This is a genomic window from Streptomyces sp. PsTaAH-124 (assembly GCF_000373685.1).
Taxonomy (GTDB): Bacteria; Actinomycetota; Actinomycetes; order Streptomycetales; family Streptomycetaceae; genus Streptomyces; species Streptomyces andamanensis.
The window spans coordinates 37,695-62,908 of sequence record NZ_KB892181.1 but is presented as its reverse complement, the minus strand read 5'-3'; the positions used below and the strand labels follow the sequence as shown (position 1 = coordinate 62,908).

Annotated in this window: 27 protein-coding genes and 1 CRISPR repeat array (1 of these 28 only partly in view); of the genes, 19 read left to right on the top strand and 8 right to left on the bottom strand. The window is 71.9% G+C overall.

What is annotated here, in order from left to right; genetic code table 11:
* Nucleotides 1-1,275: a CRISPR direct-repeat array (repeat unit 28 nt; unit sequence GAGCTACCCCCGCGGGCGCGGGGACGAC) (it extends 157 nt beyond the left edge of the window).
* 21 nt (nucleotides 1,276-1,296) lie between these two features.
* The 7 genes from B086_RS40770 to B086_RS0125450 all read right to left on the bottom strand — a co-directional run bounded on the left by B086_RS40770 (nucleotide 1,297) and on the right by B086_RS0125450 (nucleotide 9,423).
* Complete coding sequence (locus B086_RS40770) at nucleotides 1,297-1,782, bottom strand: DciA family protein (RefSeq protein WP_078531190.1); 486 nt, start codon at nucleotides 1,780-1,782, stop codon at nucleotides 1,297-1,299.
* Nucleotides 1,779-3,992 carry a hypothetical protein gene (locus B086_RS40765; protein WP_051115915.1) on the bottom strand — a complete coding sequence of 738 codons (2,214 nt, stop codon included), beginning with the start codon at nucleotides 3,990-3,992 and terminating at the stop codon, nucleotides 1,779-1,781. Before B086_RS40765 ends, B086_RS40770 begins: the two co-directional genes overlap by 4 nt.
* A 970-nt stretch (nucleotides 3,993-4,962) precedes the next feature.
* Nucleotides 4,963-5,400, bottom strand: coding sequence for a GIY-YIG nuclease family protein (locus B086_RS43155; protein ID WP_078531189.1), 438 nt, complete (start codon nucleotides 5,398-5,400; stop codon nucleotides 4,963-4,965).
* On the bottom strand, nucleotides 5,397-5,798 hold the full coding sequence (locus B086_RS40760; protein ID WP_018569265.1) for a deaminase: 402 nt from the start codon (nucleotides 5,796-5,798) through the stop codon (nucleotides 5,397-5,399). Before B086_RS40760 ends, B086_RS43155 begins: the two co-directional genes overlap by 4 nt.
* 64 nt (nucleotides 5,799-5,862) lie before the next feature.
* Entirely contained in the window at nucleotides 5,863-6,543 is a 681-nt protein-coding gene (locus B086_RS0125465) for a dihydrofolate reductase family protein (RefSeq protein ID WP_018569264.1), read from the bottom strand.
* A gap of 4 nt (nucleotides 6,544-6,547) precedes the next feature.
* Nucleotides 6,548-7,981 (bottom strand): helix-turn-helix domain-containing protein, encoded by a 1,434-nt coding sequence (locus tag B086_RS0125460; protein WP_106436159.1) that lies wholly within the window; start codon nucleotides 7,979-7,981, stop codon nucleotides 6,548-6,550.
* A 122-nt stretch (nucleotides 7,982-8,103) separates the two neighbouring features.
* Nucleotides 8,104-9,423, bottom strand: a complete 1,320-nt coding sequence (locus B086_RS0125450) for a GNAT family N-acetyltransferase (RefSeq protein WP_018569261.1) — start codon at nucleotides 9,421-9,423, stop codon at nucleotides 8,104-8,106.
* A 354-nt stretch (nucleotides 9,424-9,777) separates the two neighbouring features.
* On the opposite strand from B086_RS0125450, the gene B086_RS0125445 reads away from it, so the two are divergent.
* The 13 genes from B086_RS0125445 to B086_RS0125380 all read left to right on the top strand — a co-directional run bounded on the left by B086_RS0125445 (nucleotide 9,778) and on the right by B086_RS0125380 (nucleotide 21,977).
* The gene (locus B086_RS0125445; protein ID WP_018569260.1) at nucleotides 9,778-10,635 is read left to right on the top strand and encodes a hypothetical protein; all 858 of its coding nucleotides are present in this window, start codon (nucleotides 9,778-9,780) and stop codon (nucleotides 10,633-10,635) included.
* A gap of 174 nt (nucleotides 10,636-10,809) precedes the next feature.
* Nucleotides 10,810-10,971: a hypothetical protein gene (locus B086_RS44690; RefSeq protein WP_158690419.1), complete on the top strand. Its 162-nt coding sequence runs from the start codon at nucleotides 10,810-10,812 to the stop codon at nucleotides 10,969-10,971.
* A gap of 249 nt (nucleotides 10,972-11,220) precedes the next feature.
* Nucleotides 11,221-11,520 (top strand): WhiB family transcriptional regulator, encoded by a 300-nt coding sequence (locus B086_RS0125430; RefSeq protein ID WP_018569257.1) that lies wholly within the window; start codon nucleotides 11,221-11,223, stop codon nucleotides 11,518-11,520.
* Between the two features lie 149 nt (nucleotides 11,521-11,669).
* Entirely contained in the window at nucleotides 11,670-12,044 is a 375-nt protein-coding gene (locus tag B086_RS0125425; RefSeq protein WP_018569256.1) for a hypothetical protein, read from the top strand.
* A gap of 146 nt (nucleotides 12,045-12,190) precedes the next feature.
* Nucleotides 12,191-14,356, top strand: coding sequence for a DUF2637 domain-containing protein (locus tag B086_RS0125420; protein ID WP_018569255.1), 2,166 nt, complete (start codon nucleotides 12,191-12,193; stop codon nucleotides 14,354-14,356).
* A 254-nt stretch (nucleotides 14,357-14,610) separates the two neighbouring features.
* Nucleotides 14,611-15,159 (top strand): hypothetical protein, encoded by a 549-nt coding sequence (locus tag B086_RS0125415; RefSeq protein ID WP_018569254.1) that lies wholly within the window; start codon nucleotides 14,611-14,613, stop codon nucleotides 15,157-15,159.
* Nucleotides 15,156-15,359: a hypothetical protein gene (locus tag B086_RS0125410; RefSeq protein ID WP_018569253.1), complete on the top strand. Its 204-nt coding sequence runs from the start codon at nucleotides 15,156-15,158 to the stop codon at nucleotides 15,357-15,359. The genes B086_RS0125415 and B086_RS0125410 overlap by 4 nt, the downstream gene beginning before the upstream one ends.
* 121 nt (nucleotides 15,360-15,480) lie before the next feature.
* Complete coding sequence (locus tag B086_RS40745) at nucleotides 15,481-18,090, top strand: hypothetical protein (protein ID WP_158690418.1); 2,610 nt, start codon at nucleotides 15,481-15,483, stop codon at nucleotides 18,088-18,090.
* A 14-nt stretch (nucleotides 18,091-18,104) separates the two neighbouring features.
* On the top strand, nucleotides 18,105-18,554 hold the full coding sequence (locus B086_RS0125400; protein ID WP_018569251.1) for a hypothetical protein: 450 nt from the start codon (nucleotides 18,105-18,107) through the stop codon (nucleotides 18,552-18,554).
* Between the two features lie 86 nt (nucleotides 18,555-18,640).
* Nucleotides 18,641-20,929, top strand: coding sequence for a winged helix-turn-helix domain-containing protein (locus B086_RS42065; protein WP_020573047.1), 2,289 nt, complete (start codon nucleotides 18,641-18,643; stop codon nucleotides 20,927-20,929).
* A 39-nt stretch (nucleotides 20,930-20,968) separates the two neighbouring features.
* Nucleotides 20,969-21,157 carry a hypothetical protein gene (locus B086_RS0125390; protein WP_018569250.1) on the top strand — a complete coding sequence of 63 codons (189 nt, stop codon included), beginning with the start codon at nucleotides 20,969-20,971 and terminating at the stop codon, nucleotides 21,155-21,157.
* 43 nt (nucleotides 21,158-21,200) lie between these two features.
* Nucleotides 21,201-21,395, top strand: coding sequence for a hypothetical protein (locus B086_RS0125385; RefSeq protein WP_018569249.1), 195 nt, complete (start codon nucleotides 21,201-21,203; stop codon nucleotides 21,393-21,395).
* Nucleotides 21,396-21,479: 84 nt separating this feature from the next.
* Nucleotides 21,480-21,977 (top strand): hypothetical protein, encoded by a 498-nt coding sequence (locus tag B086_RS0125380; RefSeq protein WP_018569248.1) that lies wholly within the window; start codon nucleotides 21,480-21,482, stop codon nucleotides 21,975-21,977.
* 77 nt (nucleotides 21,978-22,054) lie between these two features.
* Here B086_RS0125380 and B086_RS0125375 read toward each other — a convergent pair whose 3' ends face one another.
* Nucleotides 22,055-22,273 carry a hypothetical protein gene (locus B086_RS0125375; protein WP_018569247.1) on the bottom strand — a complete coding sequence of 73 codons (219 nt, stop codon included), beginning with the start codon at nucleotides 22,271-22,273 and terminating at the stop codon, nucleotides 22,055-22,057.
* Between the two features lie 90 nt (nucleotides 22,274-22,363).
* On the opposite strand from B086_RS0125375, the gene B086_RS0125370 reads away from it, so the two are divergent.
* From B086_RS0125370 to B086_RS0125340, 6 genes are all read left to right on the top strand, one after another.
* Entirely contained in the window at nucleotides 22,364-23,146 is a 783-nt protein-coding gene (locus B086_RS0125370; RefSeq protein ID WP_018569246.1) for a hypothetical protein, read from the top strand.
* Nucleotides 23,147-23,410: 264 nt separating this feature from the next.
* Entirely contained in the window at nucleotides 23,411-23,833 is a 423-nt protein-coding gene (locus tag B086_RS0125360; RefSeq protein WP_018569244.1) for an RRQRL motif-containing zinc-binding protein, read from the top strand.
* Nucleotides 23,834-23,852: 19 nt separating this feature from the next.
* On the top strand, nucleotides 23,853-24,098 hold the full coding sequence (locus B086_RS0125355) for a hypothetical protein (protein ID WP_018569243.1): 246 nt from the start codon (nucleotides 23,853-23,855) through the stop codon (nucleotides 24,096-24,098).
* Complete coding sequence (locus tag B086_RS0125350) at nucleotides 24,095-24,391, top strand: hypothetical protein (protein ID WP_018569242.1); 297 nt, start codon at nucleotides 24,095-24,097, stop codon at nucleotides 24,389-24,391. The genes B086_RS0125355 and B086_RS0125350 overlap by 4 nt, the downstream gene beginning before the upstream one ends.
* Before the next feature lie 112 nt (nucleotides 24,392-24,503).
* A complete protein-coding gene (locus tag B086_RS0125345; RefSeq protein WP_018569241.1) occupies nucleotides 24,504-25,016 on the top strand; it encodes a hypothetical protein in 513 nt (170 codons plus the stop codon).
* Nucleotides 25,013-25,213: a hypothetical protein gene (locus B086_RS0125340; protein WP_018569240.1), complete on the top strand. Its 201-nt coding sequence runs from the start codon at nucleotides 25,013-25,015 to the stop codon at nucleotides 25,211-25,213. The genes B086_RS0125345 and B086_RS0125340 overlap by 4 nt, the downstream gene beginning before the upstream one ends.
* Nucleotide 25,214 lies beyond the last annotated feature (1 nt).

The following is a 25,214-nucleotide window of genomic DNA, read 5'->3' as shown; positions in this document are numbered from 1 at the left end:
GTCCCGTGTCGGCCTCTGCGAGTCGAGGAGCTACCCCCGCGCGTGCGGGGACGACCCCGACACGCCGCCCGAGACGGACCACTGGTGGGAGCTACCCCCGCGCGTGCGGGGACGACCCGGCCGGGGGCCGGAGTCCTTGAGGTCACTGGGAGCTACCCCCGCGCGTGCGGGGACGACAGGAGCGAGGCACACAAACGGGAGGATGCCGAGGAGCTACCCCCGCGCGTGCGGGGACGACACGGCGCGGTGTGGTGGGCGATCGGCGACACCGGAGCTACCCCCGCGGGCGCGGGGACGACCCGTCGTACCTGCGCGCTCTGCGCCAGTCCGACGAGCTACCCCCGCGGGCGCGGGGACGACGAGTGGCCCCGTCCCGGCTCGTCCGGCGGGAAGGAGCTACCCCCGCGGGCGCGGGGACGACAAGTCCCCTGGTGCGGTCGACGGCAACGCGAGGGAGCTACCCCCGCGGGCGCGGGGACGACGTGTACGTCCCGTCCGCGTTCACGTAGGCCGGGGAGCTACCCCCGCGGGCGCGGGGACGACCAGGCAGAGGCCGGTCGGCATGATCATGTCCCCGAGCTACCCCCGCGGGCGCGGGGACGACGTACGGCCCCAACATGGCTGCGGACCGGGTCAGGAGCTACCCCCGCGGGCGCGGGGACGACCAGCTAGGCGGGTACTGGGCGGCGAACGTGGACGAGCTACCCCCGCGGGCGCGGGGACGACGTCCCGCCGAACGAGCGGTGCCCTGATCTGAACGAGCTACCCCCGCGGGCGCGGGGACGACGCTGCGGACGGGGAGGACGGATCGGTGGGCGGAGAGCTACCCCCGCGGGCGCGGGGACGACGGTGGCCTCACTTTTCACCTGGCTGTGACCGGAGAGCTACCCCCGCGGGCGCGGGGACGACCAGATCTCCCGGTCCCGGATGAGGACCAGGCGGGAGCTACCCCCGCGGGCGCGGGGACGACGAGTCCCTGCTGGTGGCCGGCGACCCGGGCGCGGAGCTACCCCCGCGGGCGCGGGGACGACGCGTCCGGGACGAAGTCCCCCTTGTGCAGGCCGGAGCTACCCCCGCGGGCGCGGGGACGACGCCACCACCGGCACGGCAAGCGCCGGCGGGTCCGAGCTACCCCCGCGGGCGCGGGGACGACGTTGCTGTTGGTGTTCGGGAGGACGCCCAGCGGGAGCTACCCCCGCGGGCGCGGGGACGACACGTTCGTTCAGCTCATTCCAAGCCTCAAGGGCGAGCTACCCCCGCGGGCGCGGGGACGACACTTCGTGACCTGCGGCGATGTCAGGTGATCAAGCCATTTTGCTTTACCTCGTTCGCAGACCGCCAGGGTCTTCCGCGAACGAAATGTACTGCAGCACCCTGACAGGATTCCCACGCGTGCACGGTGCAGCCCGCCGCCTTGTTGGCGGCGGACTGCACCAGCCGGGCCTTCGCCGCCCAGGCCGCCGAATCCAGGCACACCGTGAGCCGGCCGGAGTCCGGGGCGTACGACACGGCGGCGACGTGCCCGGCGAACTCGGGGACGATGGCCGCCCACCGCTCCCACAGCGTCGCACCGGCGGCCGGGAGCTCCCAGGCCCGCTCGGTGGCCAGCGCACCGAGCGCCGCCCTGAGGCCCATCGACTCACGCCCGTCGCGGCGCACCGTACGGGCCAGGCGCAGCTTCGCCTTCGCCTTCCGGCCGCCGCCGTTGGCGCGTGCCGCCTTCATCGCGGCCCGCAGAGCGACCCGGGCCAGGTCGACGCCGGACGCCTCGCTGCCGCTCATGCTTGCCCCCACGGGGTGTAGCCGAGGTCCAGGTGACCGAGGCCCGAAAGGCGCTGCACGGTCGCGACGAACGATCTGGTGAACAGGCGCTGTGCGGAGTGCTTGCCGTACCGGGCGATGTGGTCGTGGACGATCTGGTGGTCGTGCGCGGCGCGGGTGCGCCAGTCCAGCACCTGCTCGGGGGTCAGGTCCTCAAGGACCAGCTCCTGGTCGTCGTCCTCCAGGGCCTGAACCACGGCGACGGGACGGGGCGTGGGCAGCACGACCGAGGCGACCGGCGCGGCCGGGTCCTCCGCCTCGGGCTGCGCGGCCGCGGCTTCGGCACGGGCCTGAGCTGCGGCGGCCTGCCGGGCGCAGACCTGGTCCCACTCGTGCACCTTCGCCCACGCCCTGGCCGTCACGTCCTGGTGCAGCTGCTGCTCGGCCGCCGCCCGCCGCTCCGCCTCCGAGGCACCGGGCATCGCGGCGTCGACGGCGGCCGCGACCGCACGGCGCTGGTCCCGGCGGTCGGCCTGCTTCTCCTCACAGCGCGGGCAATCCTGCCCGGAGTCGAGCAGGACCCGGTCGTCGCACCGCACGTCGCCGCACTGCTGGCGCTGCGGCAGACCGACGCCGATCAGCCAGCCCACCGGGTCCTTGATCGGCCCAGCGAGCCGCATCTGGTCGGCTAGGCGCCGGGCGAGCCGGTCGGCGAGTACCTGCGGCGCGTTCGCACGGCCAGCAAACCCGACCACTCTGCCCAGCTCGCCGTGGGCAGCGGCCTCCACCAGGCGGCGGGCGGCCGGACGCTCCAGGCGTGCCCACACCAGGTCGACCGGGGCCAGGACGGCTCGCAGATCCTCCGGCGGCAGCGGCACCCTCCCCCGCTGCTGCCTGCCCTGCCCCTCACCGGCCACGACCCGCACCGGACCGTCGCCCACCGGCCCGCGACCGGGCCTCTTGCTGCTGATCGACGGGGACTTCTCCTGCTGTTCCCCGCGGAGCGGGCCGCCGTCCTCGCCCGCGCACGCGCGGTCCGGCAGATCACTGGTCGCCCCACGGCCTTCGCCGGAAAAACCACAATCAAGCTGCGGAGGAACTACAGGAGTAACCACAGAAGCGTGGTCTGCGTGGAGCTCTGCACCATCGGGACGCTCCTGCTCCACCGCATCCCCGGCCCCCTCAGCACCGCCGATCCTAGACGTACCAGGGGCACCAGCAGTCCCAGCCGGACCATGATCTCCGCACGCACCAGCAGGACGCGCTGAAAACACCGACCCGGCTCCCGAAACAGCCTCCACAGAGGCCAGGCGACGGCTGTACGCGCGGGCGACTGGCAGCAGCATGACCCGGCCCCGGCCGCGCATCCGCGTCGACGTCTCCCGGTGCTGCCGCGCCACGACACCGGCCTTCGTCAGCCGGGCCAGCACCTTCCGCGCCCCCGACGGCGAGCAGCCCAGCAGCCGGGCCAGCGTCGCCGCCCCGCGCCCCTCGCGCTTCTTCACCGAGCCGCCGACCAGCTGCAGCCAGCCCGACGCCCGCGTGTTCAGGACCATCAGCAGCAGCCCGAGCCGGTCGGTCGCCGCGCCCTTGCCCGTCCGGCCGGCCAGCAGCCCCGGCGGCGTCGGCTCCTTGTCCTTCGGCGTCCAGCCGTGCCCGAACAGCGCCTCGCACAGATGCAGCAGCGTCGCCAGCTCCGCCTTCGTCAGCGCCAGTGGATGCCCCGCTCCCCCGCCGTGGTGAGCGCGCCACAGCGGCATGACCAGGCAGTCCAGCCCGGTCGGGTGCCCCTTCCCGTCCCTCACCACCTGGGTATGCACCGCGTCCGAGCCGCGGAGCACCGGCAGCACCTTGTGGTGGACCGTCGACTCCTTCATGCCCAGCCAGCGGCCGAGCTCCGCGCCCCAGATCGAGGTCTGGAGGTCGTCGTCCTCGCCCTTCGGCGCCCGCGACTTCGCGTACAGCACCACGGCCGCCAGCTTCGGCGCATCCTTCAGCCCGGCGATCGACGGGTCCGCCAGCAGCGCCTGGACCGCGTCACGCAGTCGAAGCCGCATCGTCCGACCGAGGCGCAGCGGGTCCTCCGGGCCGTCGCCGTCCGGCTTTCCGGCGGCCGGCACCGACCGCAGAGCGTTCCGCTGCCCGGGAAGCCAGGAGCCGTCGACGGAGTTGTCGATGTTCTCCCACAGGGGGTGGTCCAGCACGGCGGCCGACGCCGCTCCCGCGCTCACAGGGACATCCCCGAGGTCAGGCGGTCAGCCGACCGGGCGTAAACGGTGTGACAGTTGGGGGGTGTGATGTACGTCACATTTTCGCCACGGGGGACACCACAACCTGCGGTAATCACCCCAGAGGGGGTACTGACCTGGTCGTGGTCGACCTGACAAGTCGACCGGAGCTCGTGCACTATGGCGTTAGCCGCCTTCCATATAGATCAACAAGGACCGACCTCCGTTGGAGATCGGACGGGCGGGGCGCCGCCTCCGTGAGGAGCGGGCACCGGACGAAGAACCAGAGGCGAGTCCTCTCTCCTTTGCGGGATTCGAACGGATGTTCCAAAGGCCCTTGCCGGGGCCGGCGGAACGGAGAAGCCGCTTCGGTGGCGAAGCCGCTTCGGCGGTGCTATGCAGAAGCCCCCTTGCCGGGGGGCCGCTGCGGTGGTGCGTGGTCCTTGCGGACCGGGTACTGCGACTGATTGCTCAACCCAGCTCGATGAGCTGGAGCCCAGGACCGGCTGGAACCGGGGACTGGGCGGCCGACCTCTGGTCGGCGTGAAGGGCCGCGCGAGGCCGCAGTGGATTGCCGTCCACTCGTCTGGCGCGCGCGGCCGGTGGCGCTACGTCACCCCGACCCCCTTGATTCCGAGGCCGGTGTCGGCGTACGCGAAGGCGCACTCGATGGCGTGATCGCGATGGAGGAACGGCGAAGCTGCGCGTGTAGTTCCGCGTCGGCGGGTAGCCTTCATCCCGCGAGCACCTCCCATCAAGGTGTGTCGCCCAACGAGGCTTAGCCCCGTTCGAGATGCCCCAGCAGACCATGCCCGGTCGCTGGGGTTCTCGTCGTTATGGATCACTTCTGGGCACAGCCTAACCGCACGACCCGACAGAACTGCGGGACGAATTCGAGAAGCGTCCGAGGTGCCCGGAATGCCGCGCCCGCCTGACGGGAAGCGCGCAGCAATTTGCCCACCAGGTGGGAAGGTCAGCCGTCGCACAGGCACTTCCACGCCCCCTTGTAGGTCGGGCATTCGCGTTCCATTCGCTCGTGCACCCGTGACGGTTCCTCAGGAAACCAATCGGCCCACTCCTGCAGAGTGACGTCGTCGTAGCGCAGCTCGTGCTTCGGCTGATGGCGGCCGACGTCTTCTGCTTCCTCCACCTGCGCCACTCGCACGAACGGGCTTACGGCCCCCACAGGATCCGGTCCCAGATCGAACCATTCACCGTGGCGGCGCTTGTCGGCGAAGCGACGGTGGAGGGCGGCTTCGGTGATGCAGCCACCTTCGAAGAGCGCAAGCAACTGGAGCGGCAGCGGTGAACCCGTCTGGAGATGACGGAGCCGACGCTCTGGATTATCGGTGTACCCGATTTTTACGAGTGGAGATTCGGGAGAGCCGATCAGATACACCTGATCCGTCATGCCAGGTCCCCCAGATGCACATTGGTGGCCTTCGCGGCCGTCGCCATCTCGGGCAGTTCCGCCACGGTCACCCCTGCCTCCACCAACTGCTCGTAGCCGACGCAGTTCTCCACGAACAGCGACGGCTCCCGCCACGCGATGACGACCCGCGGAATCCCAGCGGCGAGAATCCGCTGCGCGCACGGGGTGCGCGGCGAGTGCCGCTGAGAGCAGGGCTCCAGCGTGCTGTAGATCGTGGCCCCGGCAAGGCGCGGGTCACCCTCGGGCAGCTTCGCGAGCGCGGCCTCTTCCGCGTGCTCGCGCGGGTCGGACTCTCGGGAGTAGCCGGACGCGAGCTCGCTGCCGTCCTCGCCGACAATGACCGCGCCGACCGAGTAGGCCCCGAGGCCGGCGGGCACAACGCGGCAAGGCTGATCGCGCGGCTCATCCAGTGCAGGTCCTGGTCTCGATCGGGCGCGTACATCAGGCGCGTCCCTTAGGGGCGTAGCGGACGAAGACGACGTCGTTGATCGCACGGACCTCGAGGACCCGCATCCGCGCGGTCGACCCGCCCGGGTAGTCGGCGGCCCCGAGGAAGCGGGCGGCTTCCGGCTGACCGACCAGCAGCGGCGCGATGGCGAGGTGGACTTCGTCGGCCAGGTCCTGGGCCATGAGCTGGGTGTGGATCGTGCCACCGCCCTCCACCATCAGCTGCTTGACGCCGCGGCGCCCGAGCTCATCGAGGACCAGACCCCAGTCGAGGTCCGGCCCGACACTGACGACGTCGGCGAGGTCACCGAGCGTCGCGCGCACCTTCTCCACCACGCTGTCGACGGTGACGACCAGCTTGTCGCCGCCGTGGTGCCAGAACTTGAGGTCGGCGGCGAGATCGCCGGTACGGGTGACCGTGACCTTGAGCGGGTAGGCCGGCTTGCCGTCGGCGACGCGCTGAGCACGGCGTTCGTCGCTGTTGACCAGCAGGCGGGGGTTGTCCCGGCGCATGGTGTTCGCGCCGATCAGGATGGCGTCGGACTCCGCGCGGACCTGGTCGACGCGGTCGAAGTCGGCGGCGTTGGACAGGCGCAGCCGCTCGGGGCTGGTGTCGTCCAGGTAGCCGTCGACCGACATGGCGGCCGACAGCACGACGTACGGGCGGGCAGTCATCTGCTCAGGCATCCGTTTCTGTCTCGTGGGCGAGGGTGGAGTCGAAGGCTGCGCGGAACTCGGAGACCGGGGCCTCGCGCTGCCAGGGGATCAGGGCCGTGTCGAGGCGAGCGAGCTCGTTGGTGATGCGACCGGAGCCGGTGTCGGCCGCGACGGTCAACGCGTGCATGCCGACCGTCGCGGCCCGCTCGGGATCGCGGGCGCCGGCCAGGGCCACGGCCTGCCGCGCCATGTAGACGCCGCGGTCGCGGTGGTAGTCGTCGGGCATCAGCCGGATGGCGTCGGCGAAGGCATCGGCGGCCTGGTCGTGCTTGCCGAGGGCCTCCAGGCCCTGCGCGCGGTGGACCTCTACGTACGAGGCGTTCAGCCACACGCCCCAAGGGGTGGGGTCGGAGCCGATGCCGTCCAGGGCGTTGCGTACGGAGTCGATGGCGCGCTCGCTGTCGTCGGCGTCACCGCGCAGCGCGTGTCCGTACGCCTCGTAGGTGCGGGCCACGGCAGCGAGCCGGCTGCGGGGCCGGGCCATCCGCTGGGCGGCTTCGGCCAGGTCGACAACGTCGACCAGGTCGGCCGTGTCGCCGGCCAGTTGGGCCTTGCGGGCCATGACGTAGGTGGTCAGGTCGGTGTCGCCGACCGTGTACGACCACTGCATCGCCCTGTCGAGCCAGTACGACGCGGCGTCCGGGTTGCCGAGGTCCTGGTGAAGCCAGGACAGGAACTCCCCGTACTGCGTCTGGAGCTCCATCAGGTCGCGCCGGTCGGCGCCCTTTGCCTCCCGGCGCAGCTCCTGGATGACGTCGATGTAGTCGCGCGTCGCTTTGAGGGCGTGGCGCGGCCCGAGCAGGTTGTCGCCGTCGATCAGCAGACGGCGGGTGCGCCGCAGGTGCTCAACCGGCGTCGATCCGTACGCCGACGCGGCCCGCGCCCTGCGGACCAGGCTCGGCACGCCGTTCGAGTCCGCAGCCGCCGGCGAAGCGACACCGATCGCCGCAGCGGCTCCCAACCCCACCCCCGCGCGCAGCAGTGCGCGCCGTTCCAGAGCCACCCAAACCACCGACCCATCGCGTAGACGACACGGGACCGAGATCCCCTCACCGTCCGACGCTGCCTGGTCTGCCGTGGCCAAGGCCAGATCCACCGCCGACTTGGCCACATGAACGGGCGGATTGGCCACATGGTCACGCTCGTCACCGATCCGCTCCCAGAGGCGGAGCAGCATCCCGCTGGCCTCCAGGGCGTCGTCCAGGAGCGCCGCCTGAGTGCGGTCGGCCATCCGCTCGGCTCGTTCGAATCGCCCCAGGTGAGCGTGGTCGATGCGGCTCCGCTTCGAGAGCTCGCGGAGGCTGAGGCCCCGCGAATTTCGCAGCTCGCGCAGCTGGTAGCCCCAGTTGTGCAGGGGAGACACCCAGGGCGTCAGCTCCCTTGGTTTCTGTGCCATCCCGCCCCAATCCTGTGGCTGATGTGGCCAGTTCGCCCGGCCACATGTCAGATCTGGAACTAGCAGCTCCCCGGGACTAGAACCGAATCGACGGTTCTCGAGTCCAGCGAGAGGGGGGTCGATCAGTGTTCGTTTTCGGTCTGCACAACGGTGAGCTGTGGCCCTGTCTTACGGCTGTAGCCAGAGGGGCGCTGGAACAGGGCGCCGCTGCTCCGGTCGGCTGCTTCGACGGTCCGGATGTGTGCGAAGCCTCGATCGGTGTAGTACTTCTGCAGCCCCTCGTTGGTGCGCCAGGCGTCCAGGCGAAGCAACTGCTTGCCCTTGCCCGCTGCGTGCTGGCCCGCCCAGTCGAGCATGGCGGAGCCGAGGTCCAGGCCGGATACGTCGCGACGGACGACCATGCGGTGCACGTAGAGCGCCGGCTCGGCAGCCTCGTCGGAACTCCAGAAGTCCGAGTCGGCGTGCTCATCGACCGTGATGGTTGCTACGGGCGTTCCGTCGGCTTCGACGATCCAGCACTCGCCGGCCTCGATGTTGGCCTTGATGCGGTCTTCGCGAGGCGGGTACTGCCACTGATCGATCCCGCGCTCGCGGAGCCACGAGGCGGCGTGTTCCCACAGGTCAACGACTGTGCGCAAGTCCGTGGCAACGGCCTGGCGAATCGTCGGCGCGGAGCCGAACTGGGGTCGGCTGCGCTCGTAAGTGATGACGTGGCGGTCGCCGGGCAGCACGTTGACGACGGAGCGGACCGGCCTGCCGTCCTTGGTGAACCCGGTGCACAGATGGACGGCAACGGGAGTGCCGGGACCGAGCTGCAGCCGGTCTGCTTCCTCGGGGGTCGGCATCCGCACCTGGATCTCGTCCAAGGCGCGGACCTGCTCGTATCCGAGCTCCGACAGGACGACGTTCGCGCCGCGGGCGATGTCGTCCGGGTTCATGATCTCGCTGTTCTGGACCAACGCGAGCGGGAAGTGCGAGTCGTTCGTGTTGTATGGGACACCGTCCACGAAGCGAACACGGCGCCGGACGACAACCAGCTCGCCCTCCCCCAGATGGAGGCGCTCCCGCACATGCCGGGACGGCACTTCTACCTGCACCTCGATGTGCTGGCCGGCCTCTCGCCCTTCCTCGGACATCTGCGTGAGGAACTGGTCCATCTCGGGAGACAGCGGACGCTTTCGGAATTCGCCCTGCGGGCGATAGACCATCGGGCGCCGACTGCGGACGAAGTACCCCCGAGGGCGGTCACTGATGATCAAACCCTCATTGACCAGCAGCTTCAGACCCTGCACGGCGGTCGAACGGGTCGTCTCCCACTCGGCGGCGATCTCAGCCTCGGTCGGCAGTCGGTCACCCGGCCCCAGCGTCCCATCGGTGATTTGGGCGCGGAGCTTGTCCGCGATGCGCTGGTAGAGGGCTCGGGCCCTGCCGCTGACTGCCATGGGAGATGTCTACATGCCCGTGAATGACTAGTCAATCTAGCCGAAGGGGCTTGACCTCGCGTCGCGCAGCGTGCATGCTTCACTGCGTCGGGCATTGAGTAGTCAATCTAAGTCTACTAGCTAAAGCCCGGCCGTTTGACCGCACAAAGATCAACAGCAGGTGTCGCCTCCTCGGAGGCGGCGGCAGTGGGGTGAGCCGAGCTCCCCCGGCAGACCTGTACCGAATAGCTCCACCTGATCCATCTCGAACGGCGCTGCTGCGCTGTCTGTCCGCCAGGACCCACCTGCCGAAAGGCCGGCCTGGCGCGGCAGAGAAGGCAGCACCCGCACCCGATCCCACGTCAGGAGGATTCGATGCCCCGCAAGCGTCCCGGCCGCGTCCGGACCAAGAACACGAACCGCCGTGAGGCGCTCAAGCTCAGCAGCATGGCCCCGGAGGACTACAACGTCCGTCCCGGCGAAGTGAAGTCGATCGCCTGCCCCGACTGCCGCACCTGGCGCCGGATCATGGGCGACAAGGTCCTCAAGATCCGCGAGCACTGCATCTCCGACAAGGTCGCGGAGGGCGAGAAGCACACAACCTGCCCCGGCAGCGACCAGCTCGTGGAACTCGACATCGACGTCCGGCGCTGGCAGGTCAAGCAGGACCGCCTCCTGCGGGAGGCGATGCCGCAGGACAACCGCCGCGCGGCGCAGCAGTTCTACAAGCCGCTCCCGGCCCCGGCCGCACCGGTCTCCCGGATGAACGCGGAGATCACGCTGGAGTCGGCCCGCCAGGCATACCTCGCCCACCGCACCCGACACGTCGGCCGCGGGCGGAGTGTCACACAGCCGCAGGGGTGCACGCGGTGCGTCGGCGGCCAGCACTGCCCGGACGGCGAGATCTTGGCCCGCCGCTTCGTCCTCGCCCTCCAGCAGGAGCCCGCCCGCCGTGAGGCCCGCGAGCAGATGGAGCGCCAGGAGCAGCGCACCGCGCGGCAGCAGTCCGCGCCGGCGGTCCGCAAGGCGCAGTGGGCGAAGCACGGTGGCCCGGCAGTCGAGAAGGCGAACAACCGCTGCACGGAGCGGACTTCGGGAACGGTCTCCGAGTTCCGCGGCCCCGACCTGCCGATGCTGCCCCAGGACATCGAGGCGCACGAGCGGCGGCAGGCCGAACTCGGCAGGCAGTACGAGCAGTACGCCCGGAAGGCCCCGGCGACGTCGGCGGCCTGAACCGCACCGAGACGAACGACCACGGCCCCGGCCGCCCCGCTTCACAGGGGGCGGCCGGGGCCGTGGCTGCTCGTACAGCAGTCGACTCCCCAATCGGGGAGTGATCGCGACAGCCCAAGGGATTGCGGCCTGAGGGGCTGTCCAGGACCTGACTCGGAGGACCTGATGCACAGCATGACACGCACCATCCCCGCCCCGGCGAACGGCCAGGATCGCGAGCGCTCCGCCGCCCTTCACCAGTTGGTCCGCCACCTGGTGGCCGACGGCGACGTCCGGGCGGCGAAGGCCGGCCGCCGCGCCCGCCGCACCCTCGCGGAGATGGAGACGGTCCGGTGAACGCCGTCACGCGACTGACCGACGCGGAGCGCAATGAGCTCTCGCGCAAGAACAGCGAGCAGAACAAGCGGTCGGAGAACAACCGCCGCTGACCCCCGGCATTGCCCGTCGCCCCCGCGTCCTCACGGGCGGGGCCGGCGGAGAGCGCCGGGAGATCACCCACCGCTCCGGCCGTCCGGCCGCCACACACGAGACAGCCCCGGGGATTGCGCCCCCGGGGCTGTCGTACGGACCTTCTGGGAGGCCCTGATGAACCGCTCCATCGTACGCACCCCTTACTACGGCGCCGTCGCCACGAGTGACACCGAGGCTCCCCGCGCGCTCTGCGCCGACGAGGACCCCGAGCTGTTCTTCCCGATCGGCGACACCGGCCCGGCGCTCCTCCAGGAGGAGGAAGCGAAGGCTGTCTGCCGTCGCTGCCCGCTGATGGAGACGTGCCTCCGGGACGCGCTGGAGCGCGGCGAGAACTACGGCGTCTTCGGTGGGCTGTCCGCGACGGAGCGCCGCTCCCTCAAGCGTCGCGCGGCCCGTCAGCGCGCTGCCGCCTGACCGCCCGCCGTACGGGAGCCGAACCCAACTTCCCTCCCGCACCACGCTGCTCCACCAGGCCGGTCGCCCGTCGCACGGGCGGCTGGCCTTTGGCGTGTCCGCAGATCGGGCACAGCCCGGAACTCTGCACTCGACGGAAGGACAACAACGTGGCACAGCAGCCGCAGATGCAGGCCGTTCAGCCGAAGACCGTCTACATCAAGAGCGACATCGTCCTGTTCCGCGACGTCGAACGGTTCTGGCTCGGCAAGTCCGGCCACACGTTCATCGGCCGGGTGGAGCGGTCCTGGCGGCACGTCGACACGGGCAAGGTCCTCTACGACCTGACCGAGCTGGGCAGTCTCAGCTACCGCGCCGGGATCGACCCCGACTACATGCGGCCGCTCCCGGCGACGGACGCGATGCACGACATCGACACCGCGCCGCTCAGCGAGCCGGACACCGGGGCGATGACCCCGGCTGCCGTCGCCTGGCTGCGCCAGCACCTCGGGCGGGACAGCAGCGCGCTGCCCGCCCGGCCCTGACCACCTGCCCCACGCAGACGGCCCTCCGAGTCCCCGGCATTTGAGCTGCCGGGGCCCCGGAGGGCCTGGTCACGACCCTACCGACCGACGCCGACCCGCGGTGACCTCTTGCACGAGGCGCCGGAACGCAAGAGAGGACATCCCCCGTGGCCAACACCACCACCCGGCGCAGGCGGAAGCCCGCCCCGGCCGCGAAGCCCCGCAGCACCGGGCGCGCCAAGGCGCCCGCCGCGCCGGCCTCCATCCCCGCCCAGACCGCCGCCCCCGAGGGGACGGTGCCGCTGGTGCACCCGGAGGCCGACCCGGTCCTGGCCGACGCCGCCGACCGCGCCGCCGACCTTCGGGACCAGGCCGCCGCCGCCGTCGCCCGCATCCTCGCCGACGGCGAGGCGCGCGCGACTGAGCTGCTGGACGGCGCGCGCACCGAGGCGGCCTCGATCACCGATTCCGCTGCGAGCGAGCAGTCCCGCCTCCTGGCCGTCGCCCAGGCCGTCGCCGACCAGATCCGCACGGAGGCCGCGAGCACCGCGGCCGCCGACGCCGACCAGGTTCGTGCCGACGCCGAAGCGGCTGCCGAGCAGCTGCTCGCCGATGTCCGCTCGGAGGCGGACACCGTCATGGTGAAGGCAACCGGCGAGGCCGACCAGGCCCTCGCTGACGCCCGCACGGCTGCCGAGCAGCTGCTCGCCGACGGGCGCCGCCAGGCCGATGAGGTCACCGCCACGGCGGCCGCGCAGGCGGAGCAGGTCTGCACCGAGGCCAAGCAGGCCGCGGCGAAGACCCTCGCTGACGCGGAGACCGCGCGCACCGAGCTGCTCGCGGCTGCGGAGCGCACCGCGGCGGAGACCCGCAGCCGCGCCGCCACCGACGCCGAAGAGGCGCTGGAGCGGGCGCGGGGCGAGGCCGACCGGATGCGAGAGAGCGCGGACGGCCAGGCAACGCAGGTCCGGGCCGGGGCGGAGCGGATGGCCGCCGGTCTTCGTGCCGACGCGGACCGTGCCTTGGCCGACGCCCGCACCTCCGCTGAGGAGCTGCGGGCCGCCACGGACAGGGACGTCACCCGGCTGCGCGAGCAGGCGGAGACGGACGCGGCGACGGCCCGGGAGGCAGCGGCGAAGGTCACGGCCGACCAGACCGCTGCCGCGCAGGCCCTGGCCGAAGCCGAGCGGGTCCTCGAGGCGGCGACGGAGCGCACCGTGCAGCGGGCGCGGCGTCGGGAGATTCGGGCCGAATCCCGCGCCGCACGGCGCAAGGCCCGTGACGAGGCCCGGCCCGCCGGCGGTGTCCCGCCGCTGTCCGGGCAGGAACTGGTCCTGGTCGTCGGGATCGTCCTGGCGGCCGCGGTCGTCTCCACCCTGGGTCTGCTGTCCTCCTACACGGCGCTGGAGACCAAGGCCGCGGGGTGGGGCTGGGAGTGGCCGTGGCTGCTGCCGGTCGGCATCGACGTCGCCATCCCGGCCTTCACCGGCGCCAACCTGGTCCTGATCCGCATGGGCATGGAGCTGCGCTGGATCCGCTGGGTGCCCCGCGCGCTGACGGCGGTGACCGTGTACCTGAACTGGAACGCCTCGGACTCCGCCTCCGGCCGCCTCGGGCACGCCGCCCTCACGCTGCTGTGGGTCGTGTTCTCCGAGATCGCCTCCCACGTCTACGCGACGCGGATCGGCGCGGTCACCGGCAAGGTCCGGATGGAGACGGTGCGCCGCTCCCGCTGGATCCTCGCTCCGATCCCCACCGCCCGCCTGCGCCGCCGGATGATCCTGTGGGAGATCACCTCCTACGAGGAGGCGCTCACCCGCCTCCAGGAGCAGACGTACCTGCGAGCGCAGCTCAAGGAGGAGTACGGGTGGCGGTGGCGGAGCAAGGCTCCGCTGGAGCAGCGGATGGCGCTCAAGCTCGGCTCCGCGCCCGCCGCGCTCGCCGACACGCTCACCCCCGAGGACGCTCACACCATCGAGCGGGTGGAGGAGAGTGCCCGCGCTCACCCCGACGTGAGCGCGCTCGCCCCCGGGGAGACGGATGGCGAGCGCGAGCGTCCGGCGCTCACCTCCGGCGCTCACGAGGGTGAGCGCGCTACGGAGGAGGACGACGCTCAGCGAGCGGACGGGGCGCTCACGCGCAGCGAGAGTGACGCGCTCACCGAGCGCCGCCACTCTCGAATCCGTCTGCTCTACACCGAGCTCGGGCGCCGTCCGCAGTGGACGGAGATCCGCGACGCGCTCACCGATGCGGGCCTGTCCGACGAGCCGGTCTCCCGTCCGACCGCGCAGCGTCTGCGCGCTCAGGTCGAAGAGGTCACCCCGGGCGCGTAGGTGAGCGCCCGGTGAGCGCCGACGCGCTCACCCCCCTCGGTAGAACCCCTGCCGCTCATGGTCGTCCCCGGTCCGCGCCCACGCTCCCGAGCGTGAGCGCGGACCGGTGGCGGCCACGGCCGGCAGGCCGGACACACCTCCACCGCATCCCGAGCGCGGTGGAGCGCACATCCCTGGCCCTGCCGATCGGTTGCGGGCCCCCTTTCCCCTCCCATCCCCGCCGGGCGTGCCCGGAGAAGGAGAAGCCGCAGCTCATGGATATCAACGCACTGTTCACCGATGAGGGCCTGCGGGCCTTCACCGCCACCGTCCGCGACCAGCACGTTCGCGACGCCCAGCAGTACGGGCAGATCGCCGACATCGTGCGTCGGCGCCTGGAGCAGACGCCGATCGAGGGCGACCGCTGGATGGCCAAGAAGCTGCGCGCCTGGAAGGTGTCGCGGCAGCTCAAGGCCATGCAGAAGGCGTCCGGCGAGGCCGCGAGCAAGGCGGAGGCCCTGTACGCGACCTATGTCAACGAGGTCCTGGAGCTCCCGCAGCGCCGGGCGGTCGCGGAGGCCAAGAAGCTGGAGCGCAAGAACGGCCGCCAGGCCGCCGTCGGCGCGGCCGTCGCCAGCTCGCTGAACCGGACGGTGACCGCGCTCAACACCCCCCAGGAGCAGGCTCCGGGCGCGGTTCCGCAGGCGAGGCCGGCGGAGTTCGTGGCCCCGGACAACCCCTGGCAGCAGTGGCCGATGGCGGCTGGCGGTGAGCGGCCGCCCGCCTCGATCAACGACTACTTCCCGAAGGGAGAGCAGGGGTGAGCACGCCTCGGCAGACGCAAAACCGCGCGAAGCACTGGAACACGCGGATCGCGGAAGCCGCGACCGAGAAGGAGCGGGCCGGGGTCTGGTACGACGCGTGCCGGACCCTGGCCCGCCAGGCCGAACGCGACGGGAAGCCGAACGTGTGGCCCGCGCTCACCAAGGCGCTGCACGACTTCTACAAGAACAACGGAGGGTGACGAAGTTCTTCTTCATCACCGCCTCTTCCTCGCCGCCTGGAGCACCCCAAGGCGCGCGCGTGTCGTGCGCGCGAGGCTGCCCTAGGCGGTGACCGTCTGTCAACTCCGAGAGGGAGACGTCATGGCTGACGACGACGGCCCGAACAACTTGATCCACTTCCCCCGCGTGGGCTACACCGCACCTGCTGAACCCCCTGCGGAGCCCCCCGCTTCGGCCCCGGTCGACGTGCCGTTCGCCGCCCCCGCAGACGCCTCCCCGGCCACGCCCGAAGCGTTTGCACCCGCGACGCGAACCGACCCGATGGACGTCATCGCGGCCCTGCCCGAGCCCGGCCTCGGCACCCCGTTCGCCACCGCCGCGACCCCCGCGACGGCGCCCGCGGCGGGGGGCGCGATGGTCCCGGCGACGTTCCGTTCGGAGGGTGCGCAGCCCGCTGCGCCGCGTCTGGGTTCGCTGTCCCTGGCGGCGATCCTCGCGGTGTCTCTGGCGGCCATGCGCGGCATTCATTCCGCCGTCGCGGCGGGCCGGGCCAACCGGGAGCAGCGCGAGGCGGTTGCGAAGACTGCGAGCACCGCCAAGGACGGCTCCTCCGGGGGCGGTTCGAAGAAGCAGGTGCAGCCCAGCCACGAGTACGGCCGCAAGACGCTCCAGCGCGGTCCTGGCGGGCCGGGAGGCCGCTCCGGCGGCTCCGGTCCGGGCAGGTCCGGGCGGGGCGGCAGCGGGTCGTACAGCGGCTCGGGCAACCGTGGGCGCGGCGGGTCGACGACCCGCTCGCCCAGCGGCTCCGGCGGTTCTGGCGGCGGGCGCGGCGGCGGTGGCTCCGGGCCCGGCCGCTCCAACTCCGGCTCCGGCGGCGGCAAGGGCGGCTCCGGGGTCACCCCGCTCAAGCGCACCTCGCAGGGCGGCGGCGTGAACCTCAAGAAGAACCGCGGCCCCGGCTCCTCCGGGTCCGGCGGCTCGGGAGGGTCGGGCGGCGGCAAGGGACCGGGCAGCGGCGGCGGTGGTGGTGGCGGGCGCAAGTGCTCCCCCAGCAGCGGCGGCGGTTCCGGCTCCGGTGGTGGTGGCTCCATCACGAACCGCAAGCGCGGGCCCGGCAGCGCCGGGGGCGGGGCCAGCGGTTCGTCCGGCGGTCCGGGCAAGAAGCGCGGACCGGGCTCCGGAACGGGCACCGGCAAGACGACCGGCCCCGGCACCAAGAGCCCCGGCAAGGGCACGGGATCGGGCGGGAAGACCACGCCCGGCGCCACCAGCTCGAAGGGGCCCGGCACCGGCAAGGGCTCGGGCACCGGCCCGAAGAGCGGCACGAAGAAGTCGCCGCGCGGCACGACCGGACCGTCCGGGATTCTGCGTAAGAAGCCAGGCACCACCACCTCCGGCACCGGCCCGAAGACGAAGCCGAAGGGGAAGGGCAGTAGCGGCGCGGGCACCACGGCGCCCGGCAGCAAGCGCGGCGGCGGGAAGAAGGGCAAGACTGGCTCCGGCAAGGGCGGGACCGGCCCGGCCTCGGTGCCCAAGACGCCGGGCGGGAAGTCCCGCAAGGGCAAGAAGGTCACGCTCACGCCGGGCATCGCGCACGGCACGTTCGCGGCGACCGACAAGTACGGCTGCCGCTGCCGCAAGTGCCGGCGCTTCCGGAAGGAGTACAGCCGCAAGGTCCTGGGGGCGATGAAGTCGGCCGCCCGGGGCCGGACCACCTTCGGCGAGGCGGTGCACGAGACCGCGGAGAAGCGGCTCCGGCGCCGCCGCAAGAAGATGGGCTCGCCCATCGTCACGAAGGTCAAGGTCAGGAAGCCGAAGAAGAAGACCGGCCCGAAGACCAAGACGACCAAGGCGGGGAGCACCAAGCCGGCGGGCGCCGCCTCGACCGGTCCCAGCGTGAAGGTGCCGACCGGTGCGGCGACCGCAGCGACCCGCCGCACGCCCTGGTCCACGGCCAAGGCGCGGGCCCGCAAGCGTGCGCGGATGCGCACCACCACCGTCCCGGTCGCAGGCCCGGGACCGACGCCCGGCCCGACCGTGCCGACGGCCCCACCGGCTCCGGCCGCTGCGGTCGCCGCCACCACCGCCCCGGCCCCGCCGGGCGGCGGCACGGTGCCGGGCACCGGCACGCCGCGCCTGTCGCCGTTCGAGGCGATGGGCCTGGCGACGGCGGGGTCCGCTCCGGCTGAACCGATCACAGTCGAGCGGGCCGACTCCCCCGGGGCGGGCGCGTCCGACGGCACCTCGAGCACGAAGGAGAACAGCGTGAGTGACGCGTCCAAGACGGGCGGCCTCGTAGCCGCGAACCCGGAGCGCGACTCCTGGATCCAGCGATGGGGCAGCGGCGGCATCGCGGACATGGACGCGCAGCACGAAACCGAGGTCACCCTCGACGACACCCTCGACGTCCTGGAGGAGCTCACCAAGCAGTCCTTCAGCGCGCACGAGACGTGCCTGAAGCTGGCCACGAAGGCGCGGGAGATCCGGCACGAGCTGGACGAACTCGCCGCTGATCTGCGCTCCACGCACAACGTCATCGGCCGTCTGACCGGCGCCGCGATGGCGAAGCTGGCGGAGTCCATGGAGCTCCTGGCCCGCAAGGCCGACGAGATGTCCGTCAAGTCGCTGGCGGCCGCGGAGGTCTCCGAGACGACGGAGAACGCGATGTTCGACGCCTACCGGCCGTTGCAGCAGGCCACCGAGGACGCCGGTCTGCTCGTGCCCGCCGCCCGCATCCACAACGAGAACTGAGAGGAGATCACCACGTGAGCGACAACCTCCCCGCCATCCCGGGCATGAACAACGGCAGCGCCAGCAGCACCGGCAGCGCCAGCAGCGGCAACGGCTTCCTCGCCCTGGCCGGCCGCACCGCGAAACTCGCCGCCTCCGCCCTTCTCCTCAAGGAGGGCATGCACCTGCTCCGCTCCCACATGAAGGCCAACGCCAACGCGGCCAGTCGCCTGTCGGAGATGAACCACCAGGCCGAAGTCGAGCCCCAGTTCATCTCCATGATCGCGGACGTCTCCACCCACCTCAACGCGGTGGCGGAGGCGTCCGGCGAGATGGTGAACGCCGCCGACGCCGTCGACACCGACGCCCGCGGCTTCAACGGCGCGCACGAGCAGGAGTACCGCCCCGGCTACGAAGCCTCCAACGGCTCCGGCGTCCGGCAGGCCAAGCCCGGCTACTACCGGCGCACCGGCCGCCGCAGCTGACCCACCCCACCCCCGCAGCGGCAGGGGCCGCACCCGGACACCCGGGCGCGGCCCCTGCCGCTGCCTGCCCCGAAACGGAGGCTGTGTTGAGCACCATCGACCAGGCGGCCCCGGCCGTCGACACCACCAAGCGCGTCCCGGGCCACGTCATCTACCGGCGCGTCCTGGCCGAACGCACCTCCTACGCCCTCGCCGCGGCCGGGATGGCCGTCGGCCCGCAGCTGGACGACAGCGCCTGGTCCTACCTCGCCTCCGGCGGGATCGGACTGGGCACCCTTGCCTGGCTGTACGCGAAGACCAAGGACCCCGACCAGGGCCTGAGCGTCCTGACCCGGGCGCAGCGGGCGATCCCCTTCCTGAGCGCCGCCGGCACCTACGTGGCCAACCTGATCACCCCCGGCTTCAACTGGTGGGAGGTCGTCGCCCCGGCCGCGTGGGCGTCCCTGATGGGATGGATGGCGCCGCTCACCCGCAGCGCCGGCCTGGTCCTGGAGCTCACCGAGCACCAGGCGCAGCACGGCGCCGGGCCCGGGGAGCTGACGTACACCGAGTTCCTCGCCGCGAAGTGGCAGCAGGCCACCGGCGACGGCACCCGCCTGGTGTCCATCACCCCGTACCGCGCCGACCGGCCCGACTTCGAGGCCGTCGTCGTCGCCCAGGCCGGGAAGGCGGTGCCCACCTTCACCGACGTGCAGCTCGCCGCCGCGTTCGACTTCCCGGTCGGCACCGTGAAGATCCGCCCGGTCCAGGGCTCCGGGCCCGGCCGGATGCGGCTGGTCGCCCGCCCCACCTCCGAGGACGTCGAAGCCGTCGCCGAAGGCATCCGGGGCCTGTGGGAGACCGCGGTCTGCGCCCCGGGCAAGGCCGCACCCGGTGTCGAACTGCTCGACTACCGGGCCGAACCGCACCGCATCGTGCTGCTGGTCGCCTCCCCTCCGGGCAAGGAGATCCACCTGCCGCACACGGCGATCTGCTCCGCCTTCGGCATCGACGACCCCTCCCGGCTGGTCATCGAGACCGACGGCATCCGCCAGGGCGTCGTCTCCATCTACAAGACGAACCCGCTGATGAAGGTCCGCAAGGCCACCGTCGAAGACCTGACGATGGACTCCAAGGGCCGCGTCACCATCGGCGTCTGCCACGACGGCAAGCCCGCCCGGATGCGGCTGTGGGACCCGAGCCAGGGCGCGCTGCGCGGCATCACCGCCGGCGTCACCGGCGCGGGCAAGTCCGTCCTGCAGAACCTGATCCTCGCCGCGGAGAAGCGCTCCGGCGTCGTCTCCTGGGTCGGCGACGTCCAGGGCGGCATGAGCCTCCCGGAGGCGGAGGGCCGGGTCGACTGGTTCGCCAAGGGCCCGGTCGAGACGCTCCTGATGCTCACGGCCGCCCACGCGGTCATGAAGTACCGCGAGCGGATCTCCAACGAGATGGGCCGCGGCGACTTCGCCCTCAACAAGCCGTGGCCGCTCATCAACATCACGCTGGACGAGATCAACCGGCTGCTGTCCCACCCGGACGAAGCGATGCGCAAGGCCGCCGCCTACCTCATCGCCGACATCCAGAAGACCGGCCGCAAGGTCGGCATCGGCATCCGGCTCGCCGTGCAGTCCCTGCACCTCAAGGACCTCGGCGACGACGACGCGATCCGCCAGCAGGGCAAGGTCGGCGCGCTGTTCCTCATGCGCACCGCCTCCTCCTCCACCAAGGAGATGGGCCTGGACGGCATCGCCCCGGCCGGTTTCCAGATGGAGAACATCCCCGCCCGGATCTACGAGAACGGGCAGATCGAGGCGCTGTTCTCCGGCAAGGACGACGAGGACGGCGAGTCCACCGCGGGCATGGCTTACATGTTCCTTGACGGGCGCGCCAAGTTCATGCGCACCTTCTTCGCCGAGAAGGTCGACGGCGTCTACCCCGACCTGATCGCCCTGTACGGCGACGAACCCGCCAACGGGCTCACCGAGGGCGAGGCCCGCGCCGCGCAGGCCGGGGCCGCGATCTACGGCGTGCGGCACACCAACCCGTACGCCGACTGCGACACCCTCGCCCAGGCGTTCGTCGGCACCGACGACAGCGCCCCGGCGGCCAGCATCCCCGCCCCGGTCGTCGACGGCGACGGCAGGGAGCTCGCGGCGCCCTTCTCGGGCCCGTTCGGCGACATCCCGTTCGGCCTCGCCAACGACCCCGGCGAGGAGCCTGGCCTCCAGGACCAGATCCTCGACCTGCTCGCCGACGGTCCCCTGAGCCTCAAGGACCTGCGCGCCGCACTGCCTGGCTTCCAGCCCTCCAGCGTCAGCAACGCCTGCTCCCAGCTCAAGGCGAAGGGTCTGGCCAAGACCGTCAAGCGCGGCGTCTGGCAGCTCGCCGACAGCTGACCCGCCCACCACCCAACTCACCGAAGGAAACCGATCCCCGTGGCCCTGTCGATCTCCCTGGTCGTCCTGCTCGGCATCATCGTCTTCGTCCTCGTGCGCACCGGCTACCAGCGGATCATGCCGGGCATCGCGGTCTGCCTGTTCGGCTTCTTCCTCGCCAACACCGGCATCGCCCCCACGATCACCGGCGCCGTGTCCTCGCTGACCGGTTGGATCAGCAGCTTCTGACCAGTCCCGCCCGACCCGCCGAACCGAGAAGGAGAACACGACGATGAACCACCCCCTGGTCCTGGTGGTCGACGCCGCCGCCGTCCTCGCGGCCAGCCCCGAGGCCCGCGCGCTCGTCACCGAGCTGCTGCGCACCAGCCGCCGCAACGGCCTGGCGGTCCGCACCGAGGACCGTCGGCCGCTGACGCAGTACCCGACGGCCGCCGCGCTCGAGGCCGCCGCCGACCGGCAGCAGTAGCCCCGCCCGCTCCCCCGCCCCTGCGCCCTCCCCGCCGATCCGGCGGGGAGGGCGCCCCGCGTCTGCCCCGAAACGGAGAACACCGTGGACTTCGACCACATCACCCGCCCGCTCACCGACGCCGAAGCCAAGGCCGAAGCCGAGCGGATCATCACGCAGTCCTTCCAGACCGAGACGCCGCCCGTGCGGCAGTTCCCGACGTCGTTCCGCGACAACACCAAGGTCCCGGCGTACGGCGACACCCCGCCCGTCCATCAGGACGACAAGCGGATCGTGCCCGCGTGGGCTGCCGGGATCGCGGTCGCCTCCATCGGCGTCGGCGCCGGCATCACCGGCATCGGCTGCGGGGCCTGGCTCGTGCTCCAGGGCCTGGCCTCCGTCACGCTCTACGGCGTCCTCATGGTCACCCTGCCGTTCGCGGGCGTCGCCATGGTCGCCACCGCGATCGGCGGCGCGATCAACAGGGCCCGCAGCGCCGTCACGAACAACGTGTACGAGGCGCCCGTCGTGCAGAACACGCAGATCAACAACACCAGCAACCAGCGCGGGATGTTCTCCCGCACCCGCAACGACGTCCGCTGACCCGGGCGCCCTGCCTCGTATCCGACTCGCCCGCAGGCCGGGCTTCGGGTGCGGGACAGGCCGTCCGGCCTGGCGGATCAGTCGTAGTCGATCCAGATCCGGCCGTCGCCGTCGACCTCGGCACCCCGGATCTGGCCGCCGACGATCGCCCCGTTGATCGTCACCTCGACGTCGTAGTCCACGTCGATCCACAGCACGCCGTCGTCGTCGGTGAACGCGGGCCAGATCGTCCCGTCCGTGTCCACGACCTCTTCGAAGACGACTTCCTCCGGCTCATCGCGGGTGAACCACCCCATCGCAGCCGCCTCCCCTCTCCGGTCCTGTCGCACACAGCTTGTCCCACTCGCACGTTCCGTGAACACCTCATCGACACCTTGGAGTTGACCGTGCCGTCCAACGACAACAACCCCGGCCAGAACCGCCAGGAGCTCACCTACCTCCCCGTGCCGTTTCCGAAGGCGCCGCCGAAGCCGCCTCGGTTCGCCGTGCTGCGCGAGCGGCTGCGCGAGGGGTGGAACCGGGCCTGGGACGTCGACGGCGTCCTCTACGAGATGTGGCAGGACGTCCTGCGCGTCCCCGAGGACGGCCCGCGGCACATGGCCCCCTGGATCCGGGCCGTGCTGATGGTCGCCGGGGTGTCCTTCGTCGTGCTGATGGCCAAGGCCGCCGACGAAGTCGCCCTGGACGCGCTGCACCAGATCCTCACCGCCGTGCCCAAGGTGCAGGTCGGAGTCGACACCTCCAGCGGCGTCGCCGCCGTCGTCGACCAGCCGGTCCGTACGTACATCGCCCAGCACTCCGCCGGCCTCGCCGTCGAAGGCTCCACCGTCTACACGCTGTGGCTGCTCACCGGCATCACCGGCCTGGTCCTCGGCTACCTCTCCCGGAACAACGGGGTGCGCGCGATGTGGACGGCGTGGGGCGCGGCCACCGTGTTCATGGTCTGGACGACCACCCCGGAGGCCGGCCGCCCCGTCGCGGCCGGGCTCGCCGTCCTCGCCTGGACGTTCCTGTCCGCGTTCGCGATGCGCGGCCTGCCCCTGCGCCTCCGCGTCGTCGCTGGCCGCCCGGCCAAGGTCACCGTCAAGCCCGAGATCCACGTTCCCGTGCAGCCCCCGGCCCCGGCCGCCGAACAGGACCCGCACACCGGCTGCCCCTTCCGGGACTGACCTCCGGTCGCTCCGCCTAGTCCTCGTCCACCCCATTCCCGAGGCGGGCGAGGGCTGGACAGGCCGACCGGCCACCTCGCATCGCGCCCCGCCGACACCAGCACGCCGTCGGCGGGGCGCGGCGCTCGCTGTCCACCGACATCAGGAGGAACCGCTCGTGCTCATCCCCCGCCCGCGCCGCCGGATCGGCCGGCCCCGCCCGCAGCGCCCCGGCCCCCGCTACCCGCAGCGTCCCCACCAGCTCCCCGGCGCCTGGAGTAGGTGATGGCCTACCAGGACCAGGTCGACGTCGACCCGTACGACCCCGCCGACGGCTCCTTACCGGTCTTCCGGTGGAAGCAGGCCGGGCGCGCCAACCTCGCCACCCGCCGCCAACTGCGGGAGATGGGACTGCGCCCCGGCGGCCACGAGCCCGTCGCCCGGATCGAATGCCGCGGCGGGAAGCGATGGGCGTGGCTGTACCGCATCGACCTGGCCAAGCCGAGGCAGCCGATGACCCTCGCGAAGGAAGCCGCGCTCGACAAGGCGATGGCAGCACGCCAGACGTGCCCCGGCCCGTGCGGCCGGCGCTACTTCCACTGCCTCCCGCTGAAGACCTTGGGGTCCTGCCTGGAGTGCTTCGACGGCACGCCCGCCGACCCTGCCTCCTACATCGTTCCCCCGGCCAAGCACCTGCTGGCCGCCTGATCCGAGAGGACCACCGCCCATGAGCACCGCTGTTCGCGCCTCCGCCTTCACCGAGCCCGAGCGGCCCAAGAACCTCCAGATCCGGTTCATCACGACCGGCGGATCGTTCGTCGACGTCACCGGCCTCGGTGAGCACTTCAAGAACCGCTGGAAGTGCCACGGCTGCAAGGCCACCTCGCAGTTCCCGGAGGAGGACTACCTGTTCAGCATCCGCGAGAAGGCGAACGACCACGCCACCGCCTGCCGCGCGATCCCGCTGACGTGACCACCCGCCGCCTGCGCGCCGCCCTGCTGCTCGCCGCCGCCGTCCCGCTCGCCGCGGCGACGGCCGCCGCCGCGCTCCGCGCCGGCCACTGGCGGCTGTACGCCGACCGGCACCACGTCGAGCTCAAGCCCCAGCCCCGCCGCTCCTGCCCCGACTGCCGGGGCGCGGGCGGCTGGTGGGTCGACGGCGCGAACCCGGAGATGGAGGCGTGCGGCTGCTGGTCGGACCGGCGCGAGCTCCGCGTCCGGCTCCTGCCCGTCCCGGCCTGGCCGGACGACGAGCCCCCGTTCTGAACGACCCGACCCCGGCCGTTGTGGTCGGGGTCGGGATCGCCGGGTGGCCGCGCATCGGCAAAGGGCCGGCCACCCGGCTCCTTCACCCCTTCGAGATCAGGAGACCTCCAGCATGCATGCTCACCGTCCCGCTGTCTTCGCCGCCCTGCTCGGGCTGACCCGCGCCGCCAGCGCGATCGGCGACTTCTGGGTCCAGAGCGACTTCTGCGCCCGAGTGAAAGGCGCCTGCGACGAAGTCCCGGTCACCTACGAGGACCCGGCCACCCAGGAGAAGACCACCCACGGCACCGCCGACGGCCGCAAGGCGTGCCTGCACCACTGCCTCACCTACACGGCCACGCAGGCGATCGTCGCCGGGGCCGGGGCCCGCGCGCTGGGCATCCGGGTCCGCCCCGGCGCCGCCGCGGCCGCGCTCGCCCTGTCCTTCGGCACGCACTACATCGCCGACCGCCGCATCCCGGGGCACGGCCTCCTGGAGAAGCTCGCCGACAAGACGGGCAAGAGCAACTTCTACCGCCTCGCCGACTTCGGCATGAACGGCGCCTTCCACCTCGACAGCACGTGGCACTACGGCTGGGAGACCGTCGCTGCCCTCATCGCCACCACCAAGGCGACCATCCGGTGACCGGCCAGCCCCGGACGCGCATCGAACGCGTCCGCGCAGCGGCCGGGATCGCTTCGCTGGCCCTCCAGCAGATCGAGCCCGACCGCGACGGTGACGCCTCCTGCCCGCTGCACGAGGCCGCCGCCCTGCTCACCGACGACGCCGGGCAGCGCCTTATCTGGGCCGCCCGCGCCCTCCACCCGCAAGGAGCGATCTGAG

Excerpts from the sequence above, each read along its gene's own strand:
- B086_RS40770 (WP_078531190.1), bottom strand. The coding sequence starts at position 1,782 with ATGAGCGGCAGCGAGGCGTCCGGCGTCGACCTGGCCCGGGTCGCTCTG.
- B086_RS43155 (WP_078531189.1), bottom strand. The coding sequence starts at position 5,400 with ATGACGGATCAGGTGTATCTGATCGGCTCTCCCGAATCTCCACTCGTA.
- B086_RS0125465 (WP_018569264.1), bottom strand. The coding sequence starts at position 6,543 with ATGACTGCCCGCCCGTACGTCGTGCTGTCGGCCGCCATGTCGGTCGAC.
- B086_RS0125460 (WP_106436159.1), bottom strand. The coding sequence starts at position 7,981 with ATGGCACAGAAACCAAGGGAGCTGACGCCCTGGGTGTCTCCCCTGCAC.
- B086_RS0125450 (WP_018569261.1), bottom strand. The coding sequence starts at position 9,423 with ATGGCAGTCAGCGGCAGGGCCCGAGCCCTCTACCAGCGCATCGCGGAC.
- B086_RS0125445 (WP_018569260.1), top strand. The coding sequence starts at position 9,778 with ATGCCCCGCAAGCGTCCCGGCCGCGTCCGGACCAAGAACACGAACCGC.
- B086_RS44690 (WP_158690419.1), top strand. The coding sequence starts at position 10,810 with ATGACACGCACCATCCCCGCCCCGGCGAACGGCCAGGATCGCGAGCGC.
- B086_RS0125430 (WP_018569257.1), top strand. The coding sequence starts at position 11,221 with ATGAACCGCTCCATCGTACGCACCCCTTACTACGGCGCCGTCGCCACG.
- B086_RS0125415 (WP_018569254.1), top strand. The coding sequence starts at position 14,611 with ATGGATATCAACGCACTGTTCACCGATGAGGGCCTGCGGGCCTTCACC.
- B086_RS40745 (WP_158690418.1), top strand. The coding sequence starts at position 15,481 with ATGGCTGACGACGACGGCCCGAACAACTTGATCCACTTCCCCCGCGTG.
- B086_RS0125385 (WP_018569249.1), top strand. The coding sequence starts at position 21,201 with ATGAACCACCCCCTGGTCCTGGTGGTCGACGCCGCCGCCGTCCTCGCG.
- B086_RS0125375 (WP_018569247.1), bottom strand. The coding sequence starts at position 22,273 with ATGGGGTGGTTCACCCGCGATGAGCCGGAGGAAGTCGTCTTCGAAGAG.
- B086_RS0125360 (WP_018569244.1), top strand. The coding sequence starts at position 23,411 with ATGGCCTACCAGGACCAGGTCGACGTCGACCCGTACGACCCCGCCGAC.
- B086_RS0125355 (WP_018569243.1), top strand. The coding sequence starts at position 23,853 with ATGAGCACCGCTGTTCGCGCCTCCGCCTTCACCGAGCCCGAGCGGCCC.
- B086_RS0125345 (WP_018569241.1), top strand. The coding sequence starts at position 24,504 with ATGCATGCTCACCGTCCCGCTGTCTTCGCCGCCCTGCTCGGGCTGACC.